21 protein-coding genes and 1 tRNA gene are annotated in these 19,580 nt (G+C 70.4%); 15 read left to right on the top strand and 7 right to left on the bottom strand.

The window, feature by feature from the left end:
• The first annotated feature begins 3 nt into the window (after positions 1-3).
• The 3 genes from B7C62_11285 to cysM all read left to right on the top strand — a co-directional run bounded on the left by B7C62_11285 (position 4) and on the right by cysM (position 2,336).
• Positions 4-801 carry a histidinol phosphatase gene (locus tag B7C62_11285; GenBank protein ARF72791.1) on the top strand — a complete coding sequence of 266 codons (798 nt, stop codon included), beginning with the start codon at positions 4-6 and terminating at the stop codon, positions 799-801.
• 306 nt (positions 802-1,107) lie between these two features.
• Positions 1,108-1,386 (top strand): molybdopterin synthase sulfur carrier subunit, encoded by a 279-nt coding sequence (locus B7C62_11280; protein ARF72790.1) that lies wholly within the window; start codon positions 1,108-1,110, stop codon positions 1,384-1,386.
• Positions 1,386-2,336, top strand: a complete 951-nt coding sequence (gene cysM, locus B7C62_11275; protein ARF72789.1) for a cysteine synthase B — start codon at positions 1,386-1,388, stop codon at positions 2,334-2,336. Before B7C62_11280 ends, cysM begins: the two co-directional genes overlap by 1 nt.
• A 126-nt stretch (positions 2,337-2,462) precedes the next feature.
• Here the strand turns inward: cysM and B7C62_11270 are convergent, their stop codons facing one another.
• Positions 2,463-2,981, bottom strand: a complete 519-nt coding sequence (locus B7C62_11270; protein ARF72788.1) for a transcriptional modulator of MazE/toxin, MazF — start codon at positions 2,979-2,981, stop codon at positions 2,463-2,465.
• A gap of 248 nt (positions 2,982-3,229) precedes the next feature.
• Here B7C62_11270 and B7C62_11265 point away from each other — a divergent pair, with 248 nt between their 5' ends.
• On the top strand, positions 3,230-3,982 hold the full coding sequence (locus B7C62_11265) for an MBL fold metallo-hydrolase (protein ARF72787.1): 753 nt from the start codon (positions 3,230-3,232) through the stop codon (positions 3,980-3,982).
• A gap of 98 nt (positions 3,983-4,080) precedes the next feature.
• Here B7C62_11265 and B7C62_11260 read toward each other — a convergent pair whose 3' ends face one another.
• Together B7C62_11260 and B7C62_11255 are read right to left on the bottom strand one after the other, a co-directional pair.
• A complete protein-coding gene (locus B7C62_11260; GenBank protein ARF72786.1) occupies positions 4,081-5,346 on the bottom strand; it encodes a PTS sugar transporter subunit IIA in 1,266 nt (421 codons plus the stop codon).
• Between the two features lie 258 nt (positions 5,347-5,604).
• Positions 5,605-6,864, bottom strand: a complete 1,260-nt coding sequence (locus tag B7C62_11255) for a PTS lactose transporter subunit IIC (protein ID ARF72785.1) — start codon at positions 6,862-6,864, stop codon at positions 5,605-5,607.
• 154 nt (positions 6,865-7,018) lie between these two features.
• On the opposite strand from B7C62_11255, the gene B7C62_11250 reads away from it, so the two are divergent.
• The 4 genes from B7C62_11250 to B7C62_11235 all read left to right on the top strand — a co-directional run bounded on the left by B7C62_11250 (position 7,019) and on the right by B7C62_11235 (position 9,433).
• Positions 7,019-7,321 (top strand): PTS sugar transporter, encoded by a 303-nt coding sequence (locus B7C62_11250; GenBank protein ID ARF72784.1) that lies wholly within the window; start codon positions 7,019-7,021, stop codon positions 7,319-7,321.
• 224 nt (positions 7,322-7,545) lie between these two features.
• On the top strand, positions 7,546-8,283 hold the full coding sequence (locus B7C62_11245) for a ribonuclease PH (protein ARF72783.1): 738 nt from the start codon (positions 7,546-7,548) through the stop codon (positions 8,281-8,283).
• A 124-nt stretch (positions 8,284-8,407) separates the two neighbouring features.
• A complete protein-coding gene (locus B7C62_11240) occupies positions 8,408-8,797 on the top strand; it encodes a hypothetical protein (GenBank protein ID ARF72782.1) in 390 nt (129 codons plus the stop codon).
• A gap of 33 nt (positions 8,798-8,830) precedes the next feature.
• Positions 8,831-9,433, top strand: coding sequence for a non-canonical purine NTP pyrophosphatase, RdgB/HAM1 family (locus B7C62_11235; protein ID ARF72781.1), 603 nt, complete (start codon positions 8,831-8,833; stop codon positions 9,431-9,433).
• Between the two features lie 62 nt (positions 9,434-9,495).
• Here B7C62_11235 and B7C62_11230 read toward each other — a convergent pair.
• The 3 genes from B7C62_11230 to B7C62_11220 form a co-directional block, all read right to left on the bottom strand.
• Positions 9,496-9,580, bottom strand: a tRNA-Leu gene (locus B7C62_11230).
• A gap of 56 nt (positions 9,581-9,636) precedes the next feature.
• Complete coding sequence (locus B7C62_11225) at positions 9,637-11,133, bottom strand: proline/betaine transporter (GenBank protein ARF72780.1); 1,497 nt, start codon at positions 11,131-11,133, stop codon at positions 9,637-9,639.
• A gap of 224 nt (positions 11,134-11,357) precedes the next feature.
• Positions 11,358-11,825, bottom strand: a complete 468-nt coding sequence (locus tag B7C62_11220; GenBank protein ARF72779.1) for a thioredoxin-dependent thiol peroxidase — start codon at positions 11,823-11,825, stop codon at positions 11,358-11,360.
• 143 nt (positions 11,826-11,968) lie between these two features.
• Here B7C62_11220 and B7C62_11215 point away from each other — a divergent pair, with 143 nt between their 5' ends.
• The 3 genes from B7C62_11215 to B7C62_11205 all read left to right on the top strand — a co-directional run bounded on the left by B7C62_11215 (position 11,969) and on the right by B7C62_11205 (position 13,243).
• A complete protein-coding gene (locus B7C62_11215; GenBank protein ID ARF72778.1) occupies positions 11,969-12,286 on the top strand; it encodes a hypothetical protein in 318 nt (105 codons plus the stop codon).
• Between the two features lie 177 nt (positions 12,287-12,463).
• Positions 12,464-12,766, top strand: a complete 303-nt coding sequence (locus tag B7C62_11210) for a chaperonin (protein ID ARF77100.1) — start codon at positions 12,464-12,466, stop codon at positions 12,764-12,766.
• Positions 12,767-12,922: 156 nt separating this feature from the next.
• Entirely contained in the window at positions 12,923-13,243 is a 321-nt protein-coding gene (locus B7C62_11205; GenBank protein ARF72777.1) for a QacE family quaternary ammonium compound efflux SMR transporter, read from the top strand.
• Between the two features lie 9 nt (positions 13,244-13,252).
• Here B7C62_11205 and B7C62_11200 read toward each other — a convergent pair whose 3' ends face one another.
• A complete protein-coding gene (locus B7C62_11200) occupies positions 13,253-15,634 on the bottom strand; it encodes a penicillin-binding protein (protein ID ARF72776.1) in 2,382 nt (793 codons plus the stop codon).
• 221 nt (positions 15,635-15,855) lie between these two features.
• Between B7C62_11200 and B7C62_11195 the strand changes: the two genes are divergently transcribed.
• The 4 genes from B7C62_11195 (at position 15,856) to B7C62_11180 (ending at position 19,494) form a co-directional block, all read left to right on the top strand.
• Positions 15,856-16,656, top strand: coding sequence for an ABC transporter permease (locus B7C62_11195; GenBank protein ARF72775.1), 801 nt, complete (start codon positions 15,856-15,858; stop codon positions 16,654-16,656).
• Between the two features lie 4 nt (positions 16,657-16,660).
• A complete protein-coding gene (locus B7C62_11190; GenBank protein ARF72774.1) occupies positions 16,661-17,536 on the top strand; it encodes a transporter in 876 nt (291 codons plus the stop codon).
• A gap of 16 nt (positions 17,537-17,552) precedes the next feature.
• Positions 17,553-18,650: a methionine ABC transporter ATP-binding protein gene (locus B7C62_11185; GenBank protein ID ARF72773.1), complete on the top strand. Its 1,098-nt coding sequence runs from the start codon at positions 17,553-17,555 to the stop codon at positions 18,648-18,650.
• A gap of 127 nt (positions 18,651-18,777) precedes the next feature.
• A complete protein-coding gene (locus tag B7C62_11180) occupies positions 18,778-19,494 on the top strand; it encodes a hypothetical protein (GenBank protein ARF72772.1) in 717 nt (238 codons plus the stop codon).
• Positions 19,495-19,580: the final 86 nt, after the last annotated feature.

Genomic DNA, 19,580 nt, shown 5'->3' with positions numbered 1-19,580 from the left:
CCCGTGACCACCCTGCGCACCGAAAGCCTCTCGTACGGGACCGGCGGGGGCCGCCACCTCGTCGACGCCGTCGACCTCACCGCCGCCGACGGCGAGACCGTCGGCCTGGTCGGACCCAACGGCAGCGGCAAGACCACGCTCCTGCGCTGCGTCTACGGCACCCTGCGCCCCACCCACGGCCGGGTCCTCCTGGACGGCGACGACCTCGCCACCCTCCCCGTGAAGGCCCGCGCCCAGCGCATCGCCACCGTCCCGCAGGACGGCCACGCCGGGTTCGAGCTGACCGTCGGCCAGGTCGTCGCGATGGGCCGCGCCCCGCACAAGCGGTTCTGGGAGGCGGACAGCGCCGCCGACACCGCGCTCGTCGCCGACGCCCTGAAGCGGGTCGGGATCGCCGCACTCGAACCCCGTACGTTCGCCTCCCTCTCCGGCGGCGAACGCCAACGGGCCCTGGTCGCCCGCGCCCTGGTCCAGCAGCCCGCGCTCGTCGTCCTGGACGAGCCGACCAACCACCTGGACATCCGCTACCAGCTGGAGACCCTCTCCCTGGTCCGGGGCCTCGGCACCACCAACCTGCTCGCCCTGCACGACCTCAACCTCGCCGCTTACTACTGCGACCGCGTCTACGTCCTCAAGGACGGCCGGGTCGTCGCCTCCGGCACCCCGGAGGAGGTCCTCACGGCGGAGCTGCTGAGCGAGGTGTACGGCGTCGCCGCCGAGGTCAGCGCCCACCCGAAGACCGGCGCCCCCACCGTCGTCTACCTCCCGGAGGGACCCGGCCGCCCCGCTCTGTCCGCATAATGGTCGCGAACCATCCACCATGTGGGATCACACTCGGGTTTCCCGGCCGGGAATCGATACGATGCCCGCATGGTTCCCCATGACGTGAGCAACAGGACGCCGGGCACGCTGCTCGTCGCGCGGCTGCACGTCGACCTGTGCAGGCTCAAGAGCGCGATCTGTCCCCCGCCCGCAGCCTGACCGCGAGCCGCACGGCCTGACGGGGGCCGGGCCCACCGCGAGCCCCACGCACCACGCCCCACCCCCCGCGCGGGGGAAGAAACGCGCGCCCCACGCCACCTCCCGCTTTCGACAGGAGCCCACGCCATGGCCATCGAGGTCCGCATCCCGACCATCCTCCGCACCTACACCGACGGCGCCAAGGCCGTCGAAGGCAACGGGGACACCCTCGCCGACCTCTTCGCCGACCTGGACAGCCGCCACAACGGCATCCGTGAGCGCATTGTCGACGGCGAGCAGCTCCGCCGCTTCGTGAACGTCTACCTCAACGACGAGGACGTCCGTTTCCTGGACGGCATCTCCACCAAGCTCAGCGACGGCGACAACGTCACCATCCTCCCGGCCGTCGCCGGCGGCATGCGCTGATGCGGTACGACTCCCCGCTGGCGGCCGTGGGGAACACCCCCCTCGTCCGCCTTCCGCGGCTGTCCCCGTCCGAGGACGTCCGCATCTGGGCCAAGCTGGAGGACCGCAACCCCACCGGCTCGATCAAGGACCGCCCCGCGCTCCACATGGTCGAACAGGCGGAGAAGGACGGCCGACTCACCCCCGGCTGCACCATCCTGGAGCCCACCAGCGGCAACACCGGCATCTCGCTCGCCATGGCGGCCAAGCTCAAGGGCTACCGCATCGTCTGCGTCATGCCGGAGAACACCTCGCAGGAACGGCGCGACCTGCTCGCCATGTGGGGCGCCGAGATCATCTCCTCCCCGGCCGCGGGCGGCTCCAACACCGCCGTACGCGTCGCGAAGGAGCTCAGCGCCGAACACCCGGACTGGGTGATGCTCTACCAGTACGGCAACCCGGACAACGCGGGCGCCCACTACGCCACCACCGGACCGGAGATCCTCACCGACCTCCCGTCCATCACCCACTTCGTGGCGGGCCTCGGCACCACCGGCACCCTCATGGGCGTCGGCCGCTACCTCCGCGAGAACCGCGAGGGCATCCAGATCGTCGCCGCCGAACCGCGCTACGACGACCTGGTCTACGGCCTCCGCAACCTCGACGAGGGCTTCGTCCCCGAGCTGTACGACGCCTCGGTCCTCACCACCCGCTTCTCGGTCGGCTCCGCCGACGCGGTCACCCGCACCCGCGAACTCCTCCAGCAGGAGGGCATCTTCGCGGGCGTCTCCACCGGCGCCGCGCTCCACGCGGCGATCGGCGTGGGCAAGAAGGCGGTCAAGGCGGGGGAGAGCGCGGACATCGTCTTCGTGGTGGCGGACGGCGGCTGGAAGTACCTGTCGACGGGCGTCTACACGGCCGAGACGACGGAAGCGGCGATCGAGACCTTGCAGGGCCAGCTCTGGGCGTAGGCCCCGAGCCTTGCCTCCGGCCGGTGGGGCAATCCCAGCCAGTCCGGGGGAAAACCAGCCCCCCCGGCGCTTGAGGAGCGGGGTCCGGGGCAGCGCCCCGAAAGGCCCGCCCGGGGCCCCGCTTCCTCACCCCGCCCCCAGCCCCCGCACCCGTTCCCACAGCTCCGCGTCCACGGTCCCCGCCCTCCGCCGGAACCCGGCGATCCGGACCTCCCGCAGCTCGTCCGTCTCCAGGAAGCTCTGCCGCCCCCGCTGGTCGCCCACCGTCCCGGCGGGCAGCGCGATCACCCCGGGCCGCTCCCCGTGGTCCTTGCTGGTGATCTTGGCGACGAGCGCCGTGGCGCCCCGCCCCCGTCCCCGTACGGAGAGGACCAGGCACGGCCGGTCCTTGGACCCGGGCCCGTCCTCGTACGGCACATCGGCCCACCACACCTCGCCCGCCCGCGGCGTACGCCCGTCACCGCGTCCCGCCGGACCGGAGGGCCGCGACGGGGGCCGGACCGATCCACCTGGCCGCCCCGGCCGCCGCGACCCGGGCCCCCGCGATCCCGGCCCCCGCCCCGACCGTCCCCGCCCGTCCACCACCGCGGCGACGAGGGCCAGCAGAACCACGGCGACCAGCGCCACCCACCAGAACGTGTCCATGCCCCGACCGTACCGGCGCGCCGGGAACGGCCCCGCCCCGCCCGGCCGCCGCGCCCGGGCCCGCCGTGGACGCGCTTCCATCGAACCGGTGACAGAGCAGGTGAGTTGCCCCACAACGGCAGGCGGCAGAGGAGCGACGCGGAGTTTCGCGCCTTACGCTCGACGAACCGCAAAACGTTCCGGCAGGAACGGCACGACCTCTCCCGCACGAACCCTCCCCGTTCCCATGTTCCGGAGGTTCACGCTCCATGAAGCTCACCGTCGTCGGCTGCTCCGGCTCGTTCCCCTCCCCGGGGTCGGCATGCTCGAGCTACCTCGTAGAGGCCGACGGCTTCCGGCTGCTCCTCGACATGGGCAACGGAGCCCTCGGCGAGCTGCAGCGCCACGTCGGTCTCTACGACCTCGACGCGATCTTCCTCAGCCATCTGCACGCCGATCACTACATCGACATGTGCGCGTACTTCGTCGTGCGCTACTACCGCCACGACGGCGCCCGCCCCGTCCCCCTTCCGGTCTACGGCCCCGAGGGCACCGAGCAGCGGCTGACCGCCGCCCACGGCGACACCCCCTCCGACCGGGCGATGAGCGAGGTCTTCGACTTCCACACGCTGAAGTCGGACGCCTTCGAGATCGGCCCCTTCTCGGTCGTGACGGAGAAGCTCCGCCACCCCGTCGACACCTTCGGCATCCGGATCGAGCACGGCGGCTCCACCCTCGCCTACTCCGGCGACACGGGGACCTGCGACGCCCTGGAGGAGCTGGCCCGGGACGCGGACCTGTTCCTCTGCGAGGCGTCGTTCGTGGACGGCAAGGAGGACATCCCCGACCTGCACCTCAACGGCCGGGAGGCCGGTGAGGCCGCCGCCCGCGCGGGCGCCCGCCGGCTCGTCCTGACCCACATCCCGCCGTGGACGGACGAGAACCGCAACCTCGCGGACGCCCGGGCGGCCTACCCGGGGCCGGTGGAACTGGCGGTGCCGGGAGCGGTGTACGAGTTCTGAGTACGGCTCCCGAGTACGGCTCCCGAATACGACGGAACCCCCGCCTTCCTCACGGAGAGGGAGGCGGGGGTTCCGTGTGTACGGGGGTGGGGCGGAGGCTACTTCGCCTCGGCCTTCTGGAGCTCGGCGAGCTCCTCGTCCGACTCCCGGCCCGGGGTCGGGAGGTTGAACTTGGTGATCGCGAAGCGGAAGACCACGTAGTAGACCACCGCGAAGCAGAGGCCGACCAGGACCAGCATCCACGGCTTCGACGCGATGCCGAGGTTCAGCAGGAAGTCGACCAGACCGGCGGAGAAGCCGAAGCCGTCCTTCATGCCGAGCGCCCAGGTCAGGGCCATCGACACACCGGTCAGCACCGCGTGGATCGCGTACAGCACCGGGGCGATGAACATGAACGTGAACTCGATCGGCTCGGTCACACCGGTGACGAACGAGGTCAGCGCGAGGGAGAACATCATGCCGCCGACGACCTTGCGGCGCTCGGGGCGGGCGCAGTGGACGATCGCGAGGCAGGCCGCCGGGAGGGCGAACATCATGATCGGGAAGAAGCCGGTCATGAACTGTCCGGCGTTCGGGTCACCGGCCAGGAAGCGGGCGATGTCACCGTGGGCGCCGTTGTACTCGCCCGCCTGGAACCACGGGAAGCTGTTCAGCAGGTGGTGCATGCCGACCGGGATCAGCGCACGGTTGGCGACACCGAAGATGCCCGCGCCGACGGCGCCGGAGCCGACGAGCCACTCACCGAAGTTGTGCAGACCGGCGCCGAGGACCGGCCAGATCAGACCGAAGACGATACCGATGACGAGACCCGCGAAGGCGGAGAGGATCGGGACCAGGCGGCGGCCGCTGAAGAAGCCCGCCCAGTCGGGCAGCTTCGTCCGGTAGAAGCGCTGGTAGATCAGGGCGACGACGATACCCATCACGACACCGCCGAGGACACCGGCGTTGACGGGGGCGTCGCTCATCACGATCTTGCCGTCGGCGACGCTCGCGACCTGCGGCAGGTTGCTGTCCGTGAAGGTGGCGAGCACCTTCTGGAAGACGAGGTAGCCGGTGACGGCCGCGAGCGCGGTCGAGCCGTCCGACTTCTTCGCGAAGCCGATGGCGATACCGACGGCGAACAGCAGCGCCATGTTGTCGAGGATGGCACCGCCGCCCGCGGCCATGTAGCCCGCGAGCTTCGTGATGAAGGCCGGGAAGGACTCGCGGCCCAGCATGTCGTCGTTGCCGAGGCGGACCAGGAGCGCGGCGGCCGGCAGCACGGCGACCGGCAGCATGAGGCTGCGGCCGATGCGCTGCATGACGGCCATCACGCCTGCGCCCTTCTTCTTCTCGGCCGCGGGTGCGGTCTCAGCCGTGGTCATCAACTTCCTCCATGGGACACGGTGCCGCCCGGACGATCGATGAGGGGAGGCGGCGACTCGACAGACGGCGGCAGACAGCCGTGGTCTGGACCACTCAGTGGTGTAGACCAGTTGTAGCACGGTGAGGGTTAGATAAGGAACCTTCAATTCCCTTCTCATTCGCGGTAGCAGAGCCGGTACGTTCGGTGACATGGCGAAGGCCCCCGGACCGGGTGGTCCGAGGGCCTTGCGCGGGGTGGGGAAACCCCTTCCGAGCTGCTACTTCGTGAGATCCTTCTCGATCTCCCGCTCGACCTCCTCCGGCTCGCGGCCGGGGGTCTTGAGGTCGAACTTGGTGATCGCGAAGCGGAAGACCACGTAGTAGATCACCGCGAAGCACGCGCCGATCGGGATGATCAGCCACGGTTTCGTATCCAGATGCCAGTTGACGACGTAGTCGATCAACCCGGCCGAGAAGCTGAACCCGGCGTGCACTCCCAGGAGCCAGGTGATGCCCATCGAGGCCCCCGTCAGTACGGCGTGCACGCCGTACAGCAGCGGTGCGACGAACATGAACGAGAACTCGATCGGCTCGGTCACGCCGGTGACGAACGAGGTCAGCGCCACCGACACCATCAGCCCGCCGACCTCCTTGCGGCGCTCGGGCCGCGCGCAGTGGGTGATCGCCAGCGCGGCGGCGGGCAGGCCGAACATCATGATCGGGAAGAAGCCCGAGGTGAACTGGCCGGCCGACGGGTCCTGGGCGAAGAACCGGGAGATGTCGCCCTGGACGGTCTGGCCGTCCGCCCCGGTGAACTCGCCCGCCTGGAACCAGAAGAACGTGTTCAGGAACTGGTGCATGCCGATCGGGATCAGCAGGCGGTTCGCGAAGCCGAAGATGGCCGCGCCCCAGGAGCCGAGGTCGATCAGCTGCTTGGAGAACCAGGTCAGCCCGTCGCCCACCGGCTGCCACAGCAGCCCGAAGAGCACGCCGAGGATCACGCAGAGGAACGCCATCAGGATCGGCACCAGGCGCCGGCCGTTGAAGAAGCCGAGCCAGTCGACCAGCTTGGTGCGGTGGTAGCGCTGCCAGACGACCGCGGTCAGCAGGCCGATCAGGATGCCGCCGAGCACGCCGGGGTTCTGCGGCTCGCCCTGGGGCAGCTCGTCCGTCACGGTGCCGTCCATCGGGAACGCGCCGAGCACGCCCCGGTAGACCAGGAAGCCGACGACGGCCGCCAGCGCGGTGGAGCCGTCGGCCTTCTTGGCGAAGCCGATGGCCACGCCGATGCAGAACAGCAGCGGCAGCCCCGTCTTGCCGTCGAGGATCGCCCCGCCGCCGTTCAGCAGCACGCTGGAGGTCTTCTCCCAGAAGGCGCCGTGCAGATAGGAGGAGAAGAGGTTCCCGAGGCTGACGAGCAGGCCCGCCGCCGGGAGGACGGCCACCGGGAGCTGGAGGCTGCGGCCGACCTTCTGCAGGCCCTGGACCGGTCCGTTCCACCATTTTGGCTGCGGTGCCGCAGCGGCGCTCGAACTCATCGGCATCCTTCCCGGAACACGCCTCGTTTGGCGGTCGTTGGAAACTGGTGTAGACCAGTTGCGTCACGGTCCGGGGCCCGCCCCGAAGTCAGGGCACCGGTGATCGTTATCTTTGGTGATAGTCCGGTTACCCGCCCGCGAAGTTGGGCCAACCGTGCGTTACCGTGACGAAACGGACCCGCAGCGGGCGGCCCGTCTGCACGCGAACACCAGGGAGAAGGACATGGCCACCAAGGCTGAGAAGATCGTCGCCGGGCTCGGCGGCATCGAGAACATCGACGAGATCGAAGGCTGCATCACCCGCCTCCGCACCGAGGTCCACGACGCCAGCAAGGTCGACGAGGCCGCCCTGAAGGCCGCCGGCGCCCACGGCGTCGTCAAGATGGGCACCGCGATCCAGGTCGTCATCGGCACCGACGCGGACCCCATCGCCGCCGACATCGAAGACATGATGTGACCGGCTGACACCTCGCCGGACACCGCAGGCCCCCTGGGGCCCGCCCCCGCAGGCCCCGCACCCCCCGGGTGACGGGGCCTGCGCCGTACCGCCCCGCACCGGGCTGCTTTCAGAACCACTCCGAACAGCCTTCAGGGCCACCCGAACCGCTCCGTACGGCCTCCCGCGCCACCCCCGTACACACCCGAACGGAGCCACCCCCGCCAACGGATAAAGTCGGCCCCATGTCTCGCATCGACGGCCGCACCCCCGAACAGCTCCGCCCCGTCACCATCGAACGCGGCTGGAGCAAGCACGCCGAGGGCTCAGTCCTCATCTCCTTCGGCGACACCAGAGTCTTCTGCACCGCCTCCGTCACCGAAGGCGTCCCGCGCTGGCGCAAGGGCAGCGGCGAGGGCTGGGTCACCGCCGAGTACTCCATGCTGCCCCGCTCCACCAACACCCGCGGCGACCGCGAAGCCGTACGCGGCAAGATCGGCGGACGCACCCACGAGATCAGCCGCCTGATCGGCCGTTCGCTCCGCGCGGTCATCGACTACAAGGCCCTCGGCGAGAACACCATCGTCCTGGACTGCGACGTCCTCCAGGCCGACGGAGGCACCCGTACGGCCGCCATCACCGGCGCGTACGTCGCCCTCGCCGACGCCGTCGCCTGGGCCCAGGGCAAGAAGATCGTCAAGGCCGGCCGCAAGCCGCTCACTGACACCGTCGCCGCCATCAGCGTCGGCATCGTCGACGGCACCCCGCTGCTCGACCTCTGCTACGAGGAGGACGTCCGGGCCGAGACCGACATGAACGTCGTCTGCACCGGGGACGGCCGCTTCGTCGAGGTCCAGGGCACCGCCGAGGGCGCCCCGTTCGACCGCAAGGAGCTGGGCTCGCTCCTGGACCTGGCCACCGCGGGCTGCGTCGACCTCGCCACGCTCCAGCGTGACGCACTCGCAACCACGCAGAACGCGTAGCGGCGCGCCTTCCCCGGGTAAAGAAGCAACCAAATAAGCACGACACAGCGTCGTTACGAGCACGGGCGTACGGGTCGAACCGTACGCCCGTCCGCGTACCGATCCCCGGGGAGGGACCCGCACCATGGCTTCGCGCCGCCACCAACGCCTCGCACTCGCCACCGCTGCCACCCTGCTGACGCTGACCACGGCCGTGGGCTGCGCCGGACTCGACAAGGCGCTCGACTGCGTCCGCACCGCCGACGCCATCGCCACCAGCGTCGGCAACCTCCAGCGGGCCGTCTCCAGCGCTTCCGAGGACATCACCCAGGCATCCGAAGCCCTGGACGAGATCGACCGCGAGCTCAAGAACCTCGGCGACACCACGGACGACGCCGACCTCTCCAAGGCGGTCGACGACCTCAAGGACGGCGTCACCAACGTGCGCGAGTCCATCGAGAAGGGCGACGCCACCCCCGACATCACTCCGGTGACGGACGCGGCGACGGAGATCGGCAAGGTCTGCACACCGTAGGGCCCACCCTCCCGGCACGGCGATAATCGGTGCATGACGCGCCTGATCCTCGCCACCCGCAACGCCGGGAAGCTCACCGAACTGCACGCCATCCTCGCCGACGCGGGACTCGACCACGACCTCGTCGGCGCGGACGCGTACCCGGACATCCCCGACGTCAAGGAGACCGGCGTCACCTTCGCCGAGAACGCGCTCCTCAAGGCCCACGCCCTCGCGCGGGCCACCGGCCTCCCGGCCATCGCCGACGACTCGGGCCTCTGCGTGGACGTCCTCGGCGGCGCCCCCGGCATCTTCTCGGCCCGCTGGTCCGGCACCCACGGCGACGACAAGGCCAACCTCACCCTGCTCCTGGCCCAGCTCGGCGACATCGCCGCCCCCCACCGCGCCGCCCACTTCGCCTGCGCCGCCGCGCTGGCCCTCCCCGACGGAACCGAACGCGTCGTCGAGGGCCGCCTCCTGGGCACCCTGCGCCCCACCCCGTCCGGCACGAACGGCTTCGGCTACGACCCGATCCTCCAGCCGGAGGGCGAGACCCGGACCTGCGCGGAGCTGACCCCGGCCGAGAAGAACGCGATCAGCCACCGGGGGAAGGCATTCCGGGCGCTGGTGCCGGTGGTGCGGGAGTTGGTGGGGTAGACGGGGCGTACCGGACGAGAACGGCCTGCGAATCATTCCTTCGATTCGCAGGCCGTCATCCGTGCGGCGGAAGGGATTCGAACCCTCAAGCCGTTTCACGGGCCACAGATCCTAAGTCTGCTGTGTCGCCAGTTGCACCACCGCCGCCAGACGCATGTCATCGTACCGGGCGAGTGGCGGCGGCGAGGCTCAGGCCGTAGAGGTCAGAACTTCGGCTCCGGCGCCTGGGCCTGGACCAGTTCCGCCGCCTCCTCGTCCGTCTCGACCGAGGGCGGGGAGCCGATCAGGGGCTGTTGGGCGGTCTCCTTCATGCAGGCGACCGCGATCACGCCCACCAGGGCCGCCGCCATCGCGTAGTACGCGGGCATCAGGTTGGAGCCGGTCCAGCTGATCAGGGCCGTGATCACCAGCGGGGTCGTACCGCCGAAGATCGACGCGGAGAGGTTGTAGCCCACCGACAGGGAGCCGTAGCGGACGTGCGTCGGGAACAGGGCGGGCAGGGCCGCGGACATCGTGCCGAGCATGCAGACCAGGGAGAGGCCCAGCATCAGCATGCCGACCGTGATCGGGAGGATGCCGTCGATCCGGATGAGGAGGAACGCGGGCAGGGAGAGGAAGAGGAAGCCCAGCATGCCCGTCATCAGCAGCGGTTTGCGGCCGAAGCGGTCGGAGAGCTTGCCGACCTGGCTGATGATCGTCATCAGGAAGAGCATCACCGCGAGCAGGATCAGCAGCCCGTGCGTCTCGCTGTAGCCGAGCTCGTCGGAGAGGTACGTCGGCATGTACGACAGCAGCATGTAGTCCGTGATGTTGTACGCGCCCACCAGGCAGATGCAGAGGATCAGCGTCGGCCAGTACTGCCGGAAGATCTTGGCCAGGTCCCCCTTGGCCGTCGTCTCCACGCCGTCCGCCGCCTCGGTCGCGTGGGCCGTGCCGCCCTCCAGCTTCTGGAAGGCGGGGGTCTCGTCGAGCTTCAGTCGCAGGTAGAGGCCGACCAGGCCCAGCGGGCCCGCGACGAGGAACGGGATGCGCCAGCCCCAGGACTCCATCTGCGGGGTGTCCAGGAGGGCGTAGAGGGCTGTGACGAGGCCGGCCGCGCAGACGTATCCCGCCAGGGTTCCGAACTCCAGGAAGCTGCCGAAGAAGCCGCGCCGCTTGTCGGGGGCGTACTCGGCGATGAACGTGGACGCGCCCCCGTACTCACCGCCCGTCGAGAAGCCCTGGAGCATCCGGAAGAAGATCAGCAGGGCCGCCGCCCCGACGCCGATCGTCTCGTGCGAGGGGATGAGGCCGATGGCGAACGTGCTGACCGCCATCAGGATCATCGTCAGCGCGAGCACCTTCTTGCGGCCGATCTTGTCACCCATCGGGCCGAAGAACATGCCGCCGAGCGGCCGTACGAGGAAGGCCACGGCAAAGGTCGCGAAGGAGGAGAGAAGCTGGGTGGTGTCGTTCCCGGACGGGAAGAACACATGGCCGATCGTGACGGCCAGGTAGGAGTAGATACCGAAGTCGAACCACTCCATGGCGTTGCCCAGCGACGCCGCTTTCACCGCACGCTTCACCGCGGCGTCGTCCGTGACGGTGATGTCCGTCCGGCGCAGCCGCGGGTTCTTGCGCTTCCGGGCGGCCCGGAAGAGCGTGGGGTGGCGTTTGACCGCTTCGGGGTCGGCCGCCTGGGTGGGGTCGGGGGCCGCCATGGCCGGGTCCTTTCCTCGGAAGGGTGTTCCAGGAAAGGCTTCTGCGCGGTGGTGGCGGTCGCAAACCGACTTCACGGGCCGATGCGATGTCCCTCACATGATCCCGACATCGTTCCGGTCGGGGGAGGAGGGGTGCGGTGGGGGCGGGCGGCCCCGGACGGGGCCGCCCGGGAGCGTCCGGTTCCGGCAGCCCCCGGTGGCCCATCCGGGGGCTGCCGCGCGGGTCAGATGCCCAGGTCCCTGATGATCTTCGCCACGTGGCCGGTCGCCTTGACGTTGTAGAAGGCGTGCTCCACCTTGCCGTCCTCGTCCACGACGACGGTGGACCGGATGACGCCCGTGACGACCTTGCCGTACAGCTTCTTCTCGCCGAAGGCGCCGTACGCCTCCAGGGTCTCCTTGGACGGGTCGCCGACCAGCGTGACCTTGAGGTTCTCCTTCTCGCGGAACTTCGCGAGCTTCTCCGGCTTGTCGGGGGAGATCCCGATGACGTCGTACCCGGCGCCCGTGAGCAGGTCGAGGTTGTCGGTGAAGTCGCATGCCTGCTTGGTGCAACCGGGGGTAAGAGCCGCCGGGTAGAAGTAGACGATGACCTTGCGGCCCTTGTGGTCCGCGAGCGAGACCTCGTTGCCGTCGGCGTCGGGAAGGGTGAAGGCGGGAGCGGGGTCGCCGGGCTTGAGTCGCTCGCTCATGTGGTTCTCCTCGGGTGGTGCGCTGGTCGGACGGGACCGAGCGTAATAGGGGTGCCGCCGGGTGCGCGGAGGTTCGAGCTGACAGACTGTGGGCGAAGGCTCACATGAAGGTTCACCGGAGAGACGACCACGGAGGCGGCGCAGTGTCGGATGCCAGGACCCCTGCGCAGATCGAGGCGGACATCATCAGCAGGCGCGAGCAGCTCGCTGTGGTGCTCGACGAGATCGGGGTGCGGGTACACCCGAAGACGATCATCGGCGACGCGAAGGCGAGGGTGGCCGCGAACGTGGACCGGACGGCCGGCCGGGCGTTCGTGGCGGTGAATCGCTCGGTGTCGGATGTGAAGGCCCAGTTCGTCGCGGCGGACGGCTCGCCCCGGCTGGAGCGGGTGATCCCCGCCGCGCTGCTGGTGGTGGGCGTGGTGGGGCTGATCACGGTCTCGAAGCGCCGCCGCACCTGACCGGTCCGCTCGCATCCGGCCGGTCGGGCCCTCACCCGTACCGGTCCGCCGACCCGGGGCCACCGGGGCGCGTACAGGCCCCCTCGGGCGTGCGCGGCGGGGCGGTGACGGTAAGTTGCGGGCGTGAGCGACGAGACCCGGGGCAACACCCACGACGATGACAAGCTGCCCATCCGCATGCTGCACGACCGTGTCCTCGTGCGGAACGACACCGCCGAGGGCGAGCGGCGTTCCGGCGGCGGCATCCTGATCCCGGCGACGGCCGCGGTGGGGCGACGGCTCGCCTGGGCCGTGGTCGTCGCGGTCGGTCAGAACGTGCGGACGGTGGAGCCCGGCGACCGGGTGCTGTACGACCCCGAGGACCGCGCCGAGGTCGAGGTGCGGGGCGTGGCGTACGTACTCATGCGGGAGCGCGATCTGCACGCGGTGGCGGCGGACCGGTTCGAGGGGTCGGTGGACTCCACCGGGCTGTATTTGTAAGCCGTAGGAGGCGGGTGGGGTTGGTGACCATGGTCACCAACCCCACCCGCCTTTCCTTGCTACGGTGGAACCACCCCGACGAGACGCGCCGTACCGGGCAGGCAAAGACGACGCACCCGTGAAGTTGTCCGTGTGCTCGTCGTCGGAGGTTCTGTCATGGCCTGGGTTCTGCTGATCATCGCCGGTCTGCTCGAAGTGGGCTGGTCGATCGGGATGAAGTACACCGAGGGGTTCACCCGGCTCTGGCCGAGCGTGTTCACCGGCCTCGGGATCGTGGCGAGCATGGTGCTGCTGTCGCATGCCGCGAAGACGCTGCCGATCGGTACGGCGTACGGCGTGTGGGTCGGCATCGGCGCGGCCGGTGCGGCGATCCTCGGCATGGTCGTGCTGAACGAGCCGGTGACCGCCGCCCGGATCTTCTTCGTCTGTCTGCTGCTGGTCGCGGTGGTGGGGCTGAAGGCGACTTCCGGGCACTGACCCGCCGGGTTATCCGTCCGCGTGGCGGACGCCGCGGATGCCTTCGATGAAGCCGCCGCCGAGGGCACCCGTACCGCCGTCTCCGTCTCCGTCTCTGTCTCCGTTGCTCTCGTCGCTGTTCCCGGTGGTGCCTGTGCCGCCGTCCGTGGTGCCTGTGGTGCCTCCGGTTTCGTTTCCGTTTCCGCTTCCGGTTCCGTTGTCGCTGCTCGGCGGGGCGGGGGTGGCCGGTGTGGCCGGGGCGGTGTCGGCCGGGGTGCTGGGGGAGGTGCGGGAGGGGGAGCCGTCCGGGTCGGGGGTGGCCGGTCCGGTGGTTCCGGTCTCCTCGCCGGAGGGGGCCTGCGGTTCGTCGGAGCCGGGGGCCGTCTCGAGGTCGAACTCCTGGGCCGGGGAGGAGCGCAGGGCCGCTTCCGTGTAGGCGGCCCAGGTCTCGGCCGGGACGCCGCCGCCGTTGACGCGGGGCAGGCCGAGGGCTCCGTACAGCGGGGTCTGGGCGCCGGAGTCGGGGTCCTGGCCCATCACGGCGACGACGGTCGCGAGGTCGGGGGTGTACCCGGCGAACCAGGCGGCCTTGTCCTCCTCCGCGGTGCCGGTCTTGCCCACGGCGGGCCGGCCCGCGGCCTGGGCGGCGGAGCCGGTGCCGCCCTCCACGACGGAGCGGAGCAGCGCGGTGGTGGTGTCGGCGGCCTCGCGGGTGACGGTCTGCTCCGTCTTCCGGTCGGGCAGCTCGATCTCCGTGCCGTCCTTGCTGACCTTGTCGACGAGGGTGTACGGGCCGTGCCGGCCGTGGTCGGCGAGGGTCGCGTACGCCTCGGTGAGGTCCAGGACGCTGGCGGTGGCGGGGCCGAGCGCGATGGAGGGGGAGGCGGTCAGGTCGGGGGTCCTCGCCGGGATGCCGAGGGCGACGGCGGTCTCGCGCACCTTCTCCGGGCCGACGTCCTGGGCCATCTGGGCGTAGACGGAGTTGACGGACTTGTCGGTGGCGGTGCGGACGGTGATCTGCCCGTAGTCGACGTCGTCCTCGTTGGCGGGCTCGTAACCGGTGGAGCCCTGGGAGCTCTGGACGGTCCGCTTGTTGGTGCCGTCGTAGTACGTCTCCGGGGTGATGCGCCGGCCGTCCTGGGTGGCGGAGCCGTTGGCGACGGCGGAGGCGAAGACGAACGGCTTGAAGGTGGAGCCGACCTGGTAGTCGCGGCGGGTGGCGTTGTTGACGTACTGCCGGGTGTAGTCGATGCCGCCGTACATCGCGACGACCTCGCCGGTGCCCGGGACGATGGAGGCGCCGCCGACGCGGACGTTCCGGTCGGCCTCGCGGTCCTCGCTCCGCTTCTTCATGACGTTCTGCTCCACGGCTTCGACCAGGGCGTCCTGCTTCTTCTTGTCGAGGGTGGTGGTGATGCGGTGGCCGCCGGTGGCGAGGGTCGCCGCGTCGATGATCCCGTTGTCGGTGAGGTACTCCTCGACGGCCTCCACCAGATAGCCGCGCTGGCCGGAGAGTCCGTTGGGCGGCTTGGCCTCGCCGGGGACGGGGAACTCGGTCGTGGACCGTTCGCCGGAGTCGAGCCAGCCCTCCTTGACCATGCCGTCCAGAACGTAGTTCCAGCGGCTGAGGGCGGCCGCCTTGTTGCCGGGGCGGGCGACGACGTCGTACGCGCTGGGGGCGTTGAGGAGGGAGGCGAGGTACGCGCCCTCGGCGGTGGTGAGGTCCTCGACGTTCTTGCCGTAGTACGCCTGGGCGGCGGCCTGGATGCCGTAGGCGTTGCGCCCGAAGTAGCTGGTGTTGAGGTAGCCCTCGAAGATCTGGTCCTTGCTCTGCTCGCGGTTGAGCTTGATCGCGATGAAGAACTCCTTGGCCTTGCGGACGACGGTCCGCTCCTGGCCGAGGTAGTAGTTCTTGACGTACTGCTGGGTGATCGTGGAGCCGCCCTGCTTGCCCTTGCCGGTCACCGTGTTCCACCCGGCCCGGAACATGGCCCGTACGTCGACGGCGGGCTGGGTGTAGAAGTCGCGGTCCTCGGCGGCGAGTACGGCCTGCTGGACGGTGTCGGGCACCTGGGAGAGCCTGACCTTCTCCCGGTTCACCTCGCCGTCGCGGGCCAGGACGGTGCCGTCCTTGTAGAAGTAGACGTTCGACTGGGCGTCGGCACCGGCGTTGGCGGCCGGGATGCCGACGAGCTGGTACCCGGCGAAGAACCCGCCGGTGAGCAGGAGCCCGACCACCAGGACGGTGCCGAGGACCATCCGCCAGGTCGGGAAGAGGCGGCGCCAACCGGTCCTCCGGGGGCGTTTCGTGCGCCCCTTCTTCTTTCCCGGGCCTCCCGGGCTCCCCGGGCCTCCTGAGCTTCCGGAGACTGAGGGGTCCCGGGGGGCCCAGTTCTGTGGCGCGTCGCTCATGTCGGTGGGGGCTCCTCGGGTGCGGTCAGTTCTCCCATAGTGCCCGTTTCGCCAGGAAACCCTCGTATCATCCTCCGATCTCCCCCGTTCTCCGTCTCCGCGCTCCCCCTTCGCCGCTTCCGGCTCCCCCCTTTCGCCGCTTCCGGAAAAGCGGTCGCGGCCGTTCTCGCCGCTGTACTAGCGTCGGTCGCTTTGGTGTCGAGAGCGGGGGAGGGCACGGCATGCGGCTGTACGCAGTGGTGGCGGCGGGCAGTTTCCGGCGCTACGCCACCTACCGGACGGCGACGGCCGCGGGGGTGTTCACCAACACCGTCTTCGGGTTCATCCTGGCGTACACCTACACCGCCCTGTGGGCCGAACGCCCGCAGCTCGGCGGGTACGACACCTCCCAGGCGCTGACGTACGTCTGGCTCGGGCAGGCCCTGCTGATGGCCTGCGCCATGATGGGCGGCGGCTTCGAGGACGAGCTGATGGAGCGCATCCGTACGGGGGACATCGCCGTCGACCTGTACCGCCCCGCCGACCTCCAGCTCTGGTGGCTGGCGGGGGACCTGGGCCGGGCGGTGTTCCATCTGCTGGGCCGGGGGGTCGCACCGATGTTCCTGGGGGCGCTCGCCTTCGATCTCGCGCTCCCCGGCTCACTGTGGACCTGGCTCGCGTTCCTCGTCTCCGTCCTGCTGGGCCTCGTCGTCAGCTTCGCCGTGCGCTACCTGGTCGCGCTGTCGGCGTTCTGGCTGCTGGACGGGGCGGGCGCGATGCAGGTCGCCTGGCTGATGGGGATGTTCTTCTCCGGGATGCTGCTGCCGCTGAACCTCTTCCCGGGGCTGCTCGGCGAGGTGGCCCGGATGCTGCCGTGGTCCTCGCTGCTCCAGGTCCCGGCCGATGTGCTCCTCGGCAAGCACACGGGGTGGGGGCTGGTGGAGGTGTACGCGTTCCAGGGCGGCTGGGCGGTGGCGCTGCTGCTGGCGGGGCGGCTGCTCCAGCGGGTCGCGACGAGAAGGGTGGTGGTGCAGGGTGGCTGAGCACATGACCGCTACGGGGCCGGACCGGGTCCCGGGCCCGGAGCCGGAGGGCTTCGCGTTCGAGGAGCGGCCCCGGCTGCTGGAGGGCGTGCGCGCGTACGGGCTGATCGTGGCGATGTGGGTGCGCTCGACGATGACGTACCGTGCCTCGTTCGTCATGACGACGCTCGGGAACCTCGCCGCGACGGCCTTCGACTTCGTCGCGATCCTGCTGATGTTCACGCACGTCGACGCGCTCGGCGGCTACACGCTCCCGGAGATCGCCCTGCTGTACGGGGTCTCGGCGACCGCGTTCGGGCTCACCGATCTGCTGCTCGGGTCGGTGGACCGGCTGGGCCGACGGGTGCGCGACGGAACGCTGGACACCCTGCTGGTGCGGCCGGTGCCGGTGCTGGCGCAGGTGGCGGCGGACCGGTTCGCGCTGCGCCGGGCGGGGCGGATCATCCAGGGGCTGGCGGTCCTCGGCTACGCGCTGCTCACCCTGGACATCGCGTGGACGCCGCTGAAGGTGGTGATGCTGCCCCTGATGGTGGTGACCGGCGCGGCGGTCTTCGGGGCGGTCTTCGTGGGCGGGGCGGCGTTCCAGTTCGTCGCCCAGGACGCCTCGGAGGTGCAGAGCTCCTTCACGTACGGCGGGACGACGCTGCTCCAGTACCCGCCGACGATCTTCGCGAAGGACCTGGTGCGCGGGGTGACGTTCGTGGTCCCGCTGGCCTTCGTCAGCTGGCTGCCCGCGCTGTACGTGCTGGGCCGGGAGTACCCGCTGGACCTGCCGCAGTGGGTGGCCTTCCTGCCGCCGGCGGTCGCGGCGGGGTGCTGGGCGCTGGCGGGGCTCGCGTGGCGGGCGGGGCTGCGGGCGTACCGGAGTACGGGAAGCTGAGGGTAGGGAAAGGGAGTTGGGCACGGTGGACGGGTTCGCACGACAGGTCACGGCGAGCGTGGGCGGTACGGGCGCGGGCGGCGAGGGTTTCATCACCCTCGACGGCGTCGAGAAGGTCTTCCAGGTCCGCCGCAGGACCGGTCCGCTGCGCCGGGAGCGGCGTGAGGTCCGGGCCGTGGACGGCATCAGCTTCCAGGTCGCGCGCGGCGAGATGGTCGGCTACATCGGCCCGAACGGCGCAGGCAAGTCGACCACGATCAAGATGCTGACGGGCATCCTCACCCCCAGCGGCGGCCGGCTGCGCGTGGCGGGCATCGACCCCTCCCGGGAACGTACCCGCCTGGCCCATCGCATCGGTGTGGTCTTCGGCCAACGGACCACCCTCTGGTGGGACTTGCCGCTGCGCGACTCGTACCGGCTGATGCACCGCATGTACCGCGTCCCGGACCGCCGCTACCGGGAGAACCTGGACCGCTGCGTCGAACTCCTGGACCTGGGCGAACTGTTGGACGTCCCCGTACGGCAGCTCTCGCTGGGGCAGCGGATGCGCGGCGACATCGCGGCGGCCCTGCTGCACGATCCGGAGGTGCTCTACCTGGACGAGCCGACGATCGGGCTCGATGTGGTCTCGAAGGCCAAAGTGCGCCAGTTCCTCAAGGAGTTGAACGCGGATCGCGGGACCACGGTCCTGCTGACGACCCACGACCTGACCGATATCGAGCAGCTGTGCCGCCGGGTGATGGTGATCGACCACGGCCGTCTGATGTACGACGGTTCGGTCGCCGGACTCCATGCGGTGGGGGAGAGCGAGCGGATGCTCGTGGTGGACCTGGAGCGTGAACTCCCGCCGATCGAGCTGGCGTCCGACGGACCGGGACCGGGGTCGGGGTCGGGGGCGGGATCGGCTCCGGGGTCTGGGTCCGGGGCGGGGTCCGGTCCGGTTCTGCGGGCGGTCAGGGTGGAGGGCGTACGCCAGTGGCTGGCCTTCCCCGCCTCCATGTCGGCCGCCCCGCTGGTGGCGCGGATCGCGGCGGAGTACCCGCTGCTGGACCTGTCGGTGCGGGAGCCGGACATCGAGGCCGTGATCGCGAAGATGTACGAGGCGGCGCCGTGAGGGTGTCCTCCGGGCGGATCGGCGAGGTGCCCTTCCGGGGGATGCCCGCAGGTCCATGGCCTGCGGGTCTGTGCCGGGAGCGGATCTGTTCAATAGGCTGCGCGGTATGACAAGTGAACGTCCGGACATGCGCGCTTCCGATGCCGATCGTGAGCGGATCGCCGAGTCGCTGAGAGAAGCCGTGGCCGAGGGCCGACTGGATATGGACGAGTTCGAGCAGCGGCTCGAATCGGCCTACAAGGCCCGTACACACGGGGAGTTGGAGCCGCTCGTCCAGGACCTCCCGGCCCCCGGCACGGCGGTGGCCCCGGTGGGCTCCGCCGCCCCCGTCCCGCTGCGGGGGTCCGCCGCGAGCTGGCCCGCGCGGATCGGCGGCACCGCGACCTCCAAGGGCGCGTTCGCGTTCTGGGGCGGTTTCAACCGGAAGGGCCGCTGGACGGTGGGCCGGAAGTTCACCGCGTTCGCGATGTGGGGCGGCGGTGAGATCGACCTGCGCGAGGCGAACTTCGAGGACGGGGAGATCGTCATCCGCTGCTTCGCGATCATGGGAGGCGTCCATGTGACGGCCCCGCCGGAGCTGAACGTGGATGTCCGGGGTGTCGGCATCATGGGCGGGTTCGGCGAGGGTTCGAACGAGGACGGCGAGCCCGCCCCGGACGCCCCGCGCGTACGGATCACCGGCTTCGCCCTGATGGGCGGCGTCGGCGTGGAGCGCAAGCGGACCAAGGCGGAGCTCCGTCGGCTGAAGGAGGCCGAGGAGATCGAGCAGGCCGAGCGGGCGGTCCGCGAGCGCCGACGGCTGGAGGGCCCGGGGGAGAGCGGCGGCCGCAAGGAGCTGGGCTGACCTCGGCCGCCCCCTTCCGGGCCGCCGGGCCGACTCGCCCCACCCGCCCCCGTACGCCCCATCTCCGTACGCCACCCGCGTACGTC

This window comes from Kitasatospora albolonga (assembly GCA_002082585.1).
Lineage (GTDB): Bacteria > Actinomycetota > Actinomycetes > Streptomycetales > Streptomycetaceae > Streptomyces > Streptomyces stephensoniae.
The sequence above is the reverse complement of the archived record's forward strand: the minus strand, read 5'-3'. Positions and strand labels throughout refer to the sequence as shown.

Coding starts and splice junctions, on each gene's coding strand:
- B7C62_11240 (ARF72782.1), top strand. CDS start 8,408: ATGGCTTCGCGCCGCCACCAACGCCTCGCACTCGCCACCGCTGCCACC.
- B7C62_11180 (ARF72772.1), top strand. CDS start 18,778: ATGCGCGCTTCCGATGCCGATCGTGAGCGGATCGCCGAGTCGCTGAGA.
- cysM (ARF72789.1), top strand. CDS start 1,386: ATGCGGTACGACTCCCCGCTGGCGGCCGTGGGGAACACCCCCCTCGTC.
- B7C62_11280 (ARF72790.1), top strand. CDS start 1,108: ATGGCCATCGAGGTCCGCATCCCGACCATCCTCCGCACCTACACCGAC.
- B7C62_11220 (ARF72779.1), bottom strand. CDS start 11,825: ATGAGCGAGCGACTCAAGCCCGGCGACCCCGCTCCCGCCTTCACCCTT.
- B7C62_11265 (ARF72787.1), top strand. CDS start 3,230: ATGAAGCTCACCGTCGTCGGCTGCTCCGGCTCGTTCCCCTCCCCGGGG.
- B7C62_11255 (ARF72785.1), bottom strand. CDS start 6,864: ATGAGTTCGAGCGCCGCTGCGGCACCGCAGCCAAAATGGTGGAACGGA.
- B7C62_11235 (ARF72781.1), top strand. CDS start 8,831: ATGACGCGCCTGATCCTCGCCACCCGCAACGCCGGGAAGCTCACCGAA.
- B7C62_11210 (ARF77100.1), top strand. CDS start 12,464: ATGCTGCACGACCGTGTCCTCGTGCGGAACGACACCGCCGAGGGCGAG.
- B7C62_11190 (ARF72774.1), top strand. CDS start 16,661: ATGACCGCTACGGGGCCGGACCGGGTCCCGGGCCCGGAGCCGGAGGGC.
- B7C62_11260 (ARF72786.1), bottom strand. CDS start 5,346: ATGACCACGGCTGAGACCGCACCCGCGGCCGAGAAGAAGAAGGGCGCA.
- B7C62_11205 (ARF72777.1), top strand. CDS start 12,923: ATGGCCTGGGTTCTGCTGATCATCGCCGGTCTGCTCGAAGTGGGCTGG.
- B7C62_11225 (ARF72780.1), bottom strand. CDS start 11,133: ATGGCGGCCCCCGACCCCACCCAGGCGGCCGACCCCGAAGCGGTCAAA.
- B7C62_11245 (ARF72783.1), top strand. CDS start 7,546: ATGTCTCGCATCGACGGCCGCACCCCCGAACAGCTCCGCCCCGTCACC.
- B7C62_11270 (ARF72788.1), bottom strand. CDS start 2,981: ATGGACACGTTCTGGTGGGTGGCGCTGGTCGCCGTGGTTCTGCTGGCC.
- B7C62_11195 (ARF72775.1), top strand. CDS start 15,856: ATGCGGCTGTACGCAGTGGTGGCGGCGGGCAGTTTCCGGCGCTACGCC.
- B7C62_11200 (ARF72776.1), bottom strand. CDS start 15,634: ATGAGCGACGCGCCACAGAACTGGGCCCCCCGGGACCCCTCAGTCTCC.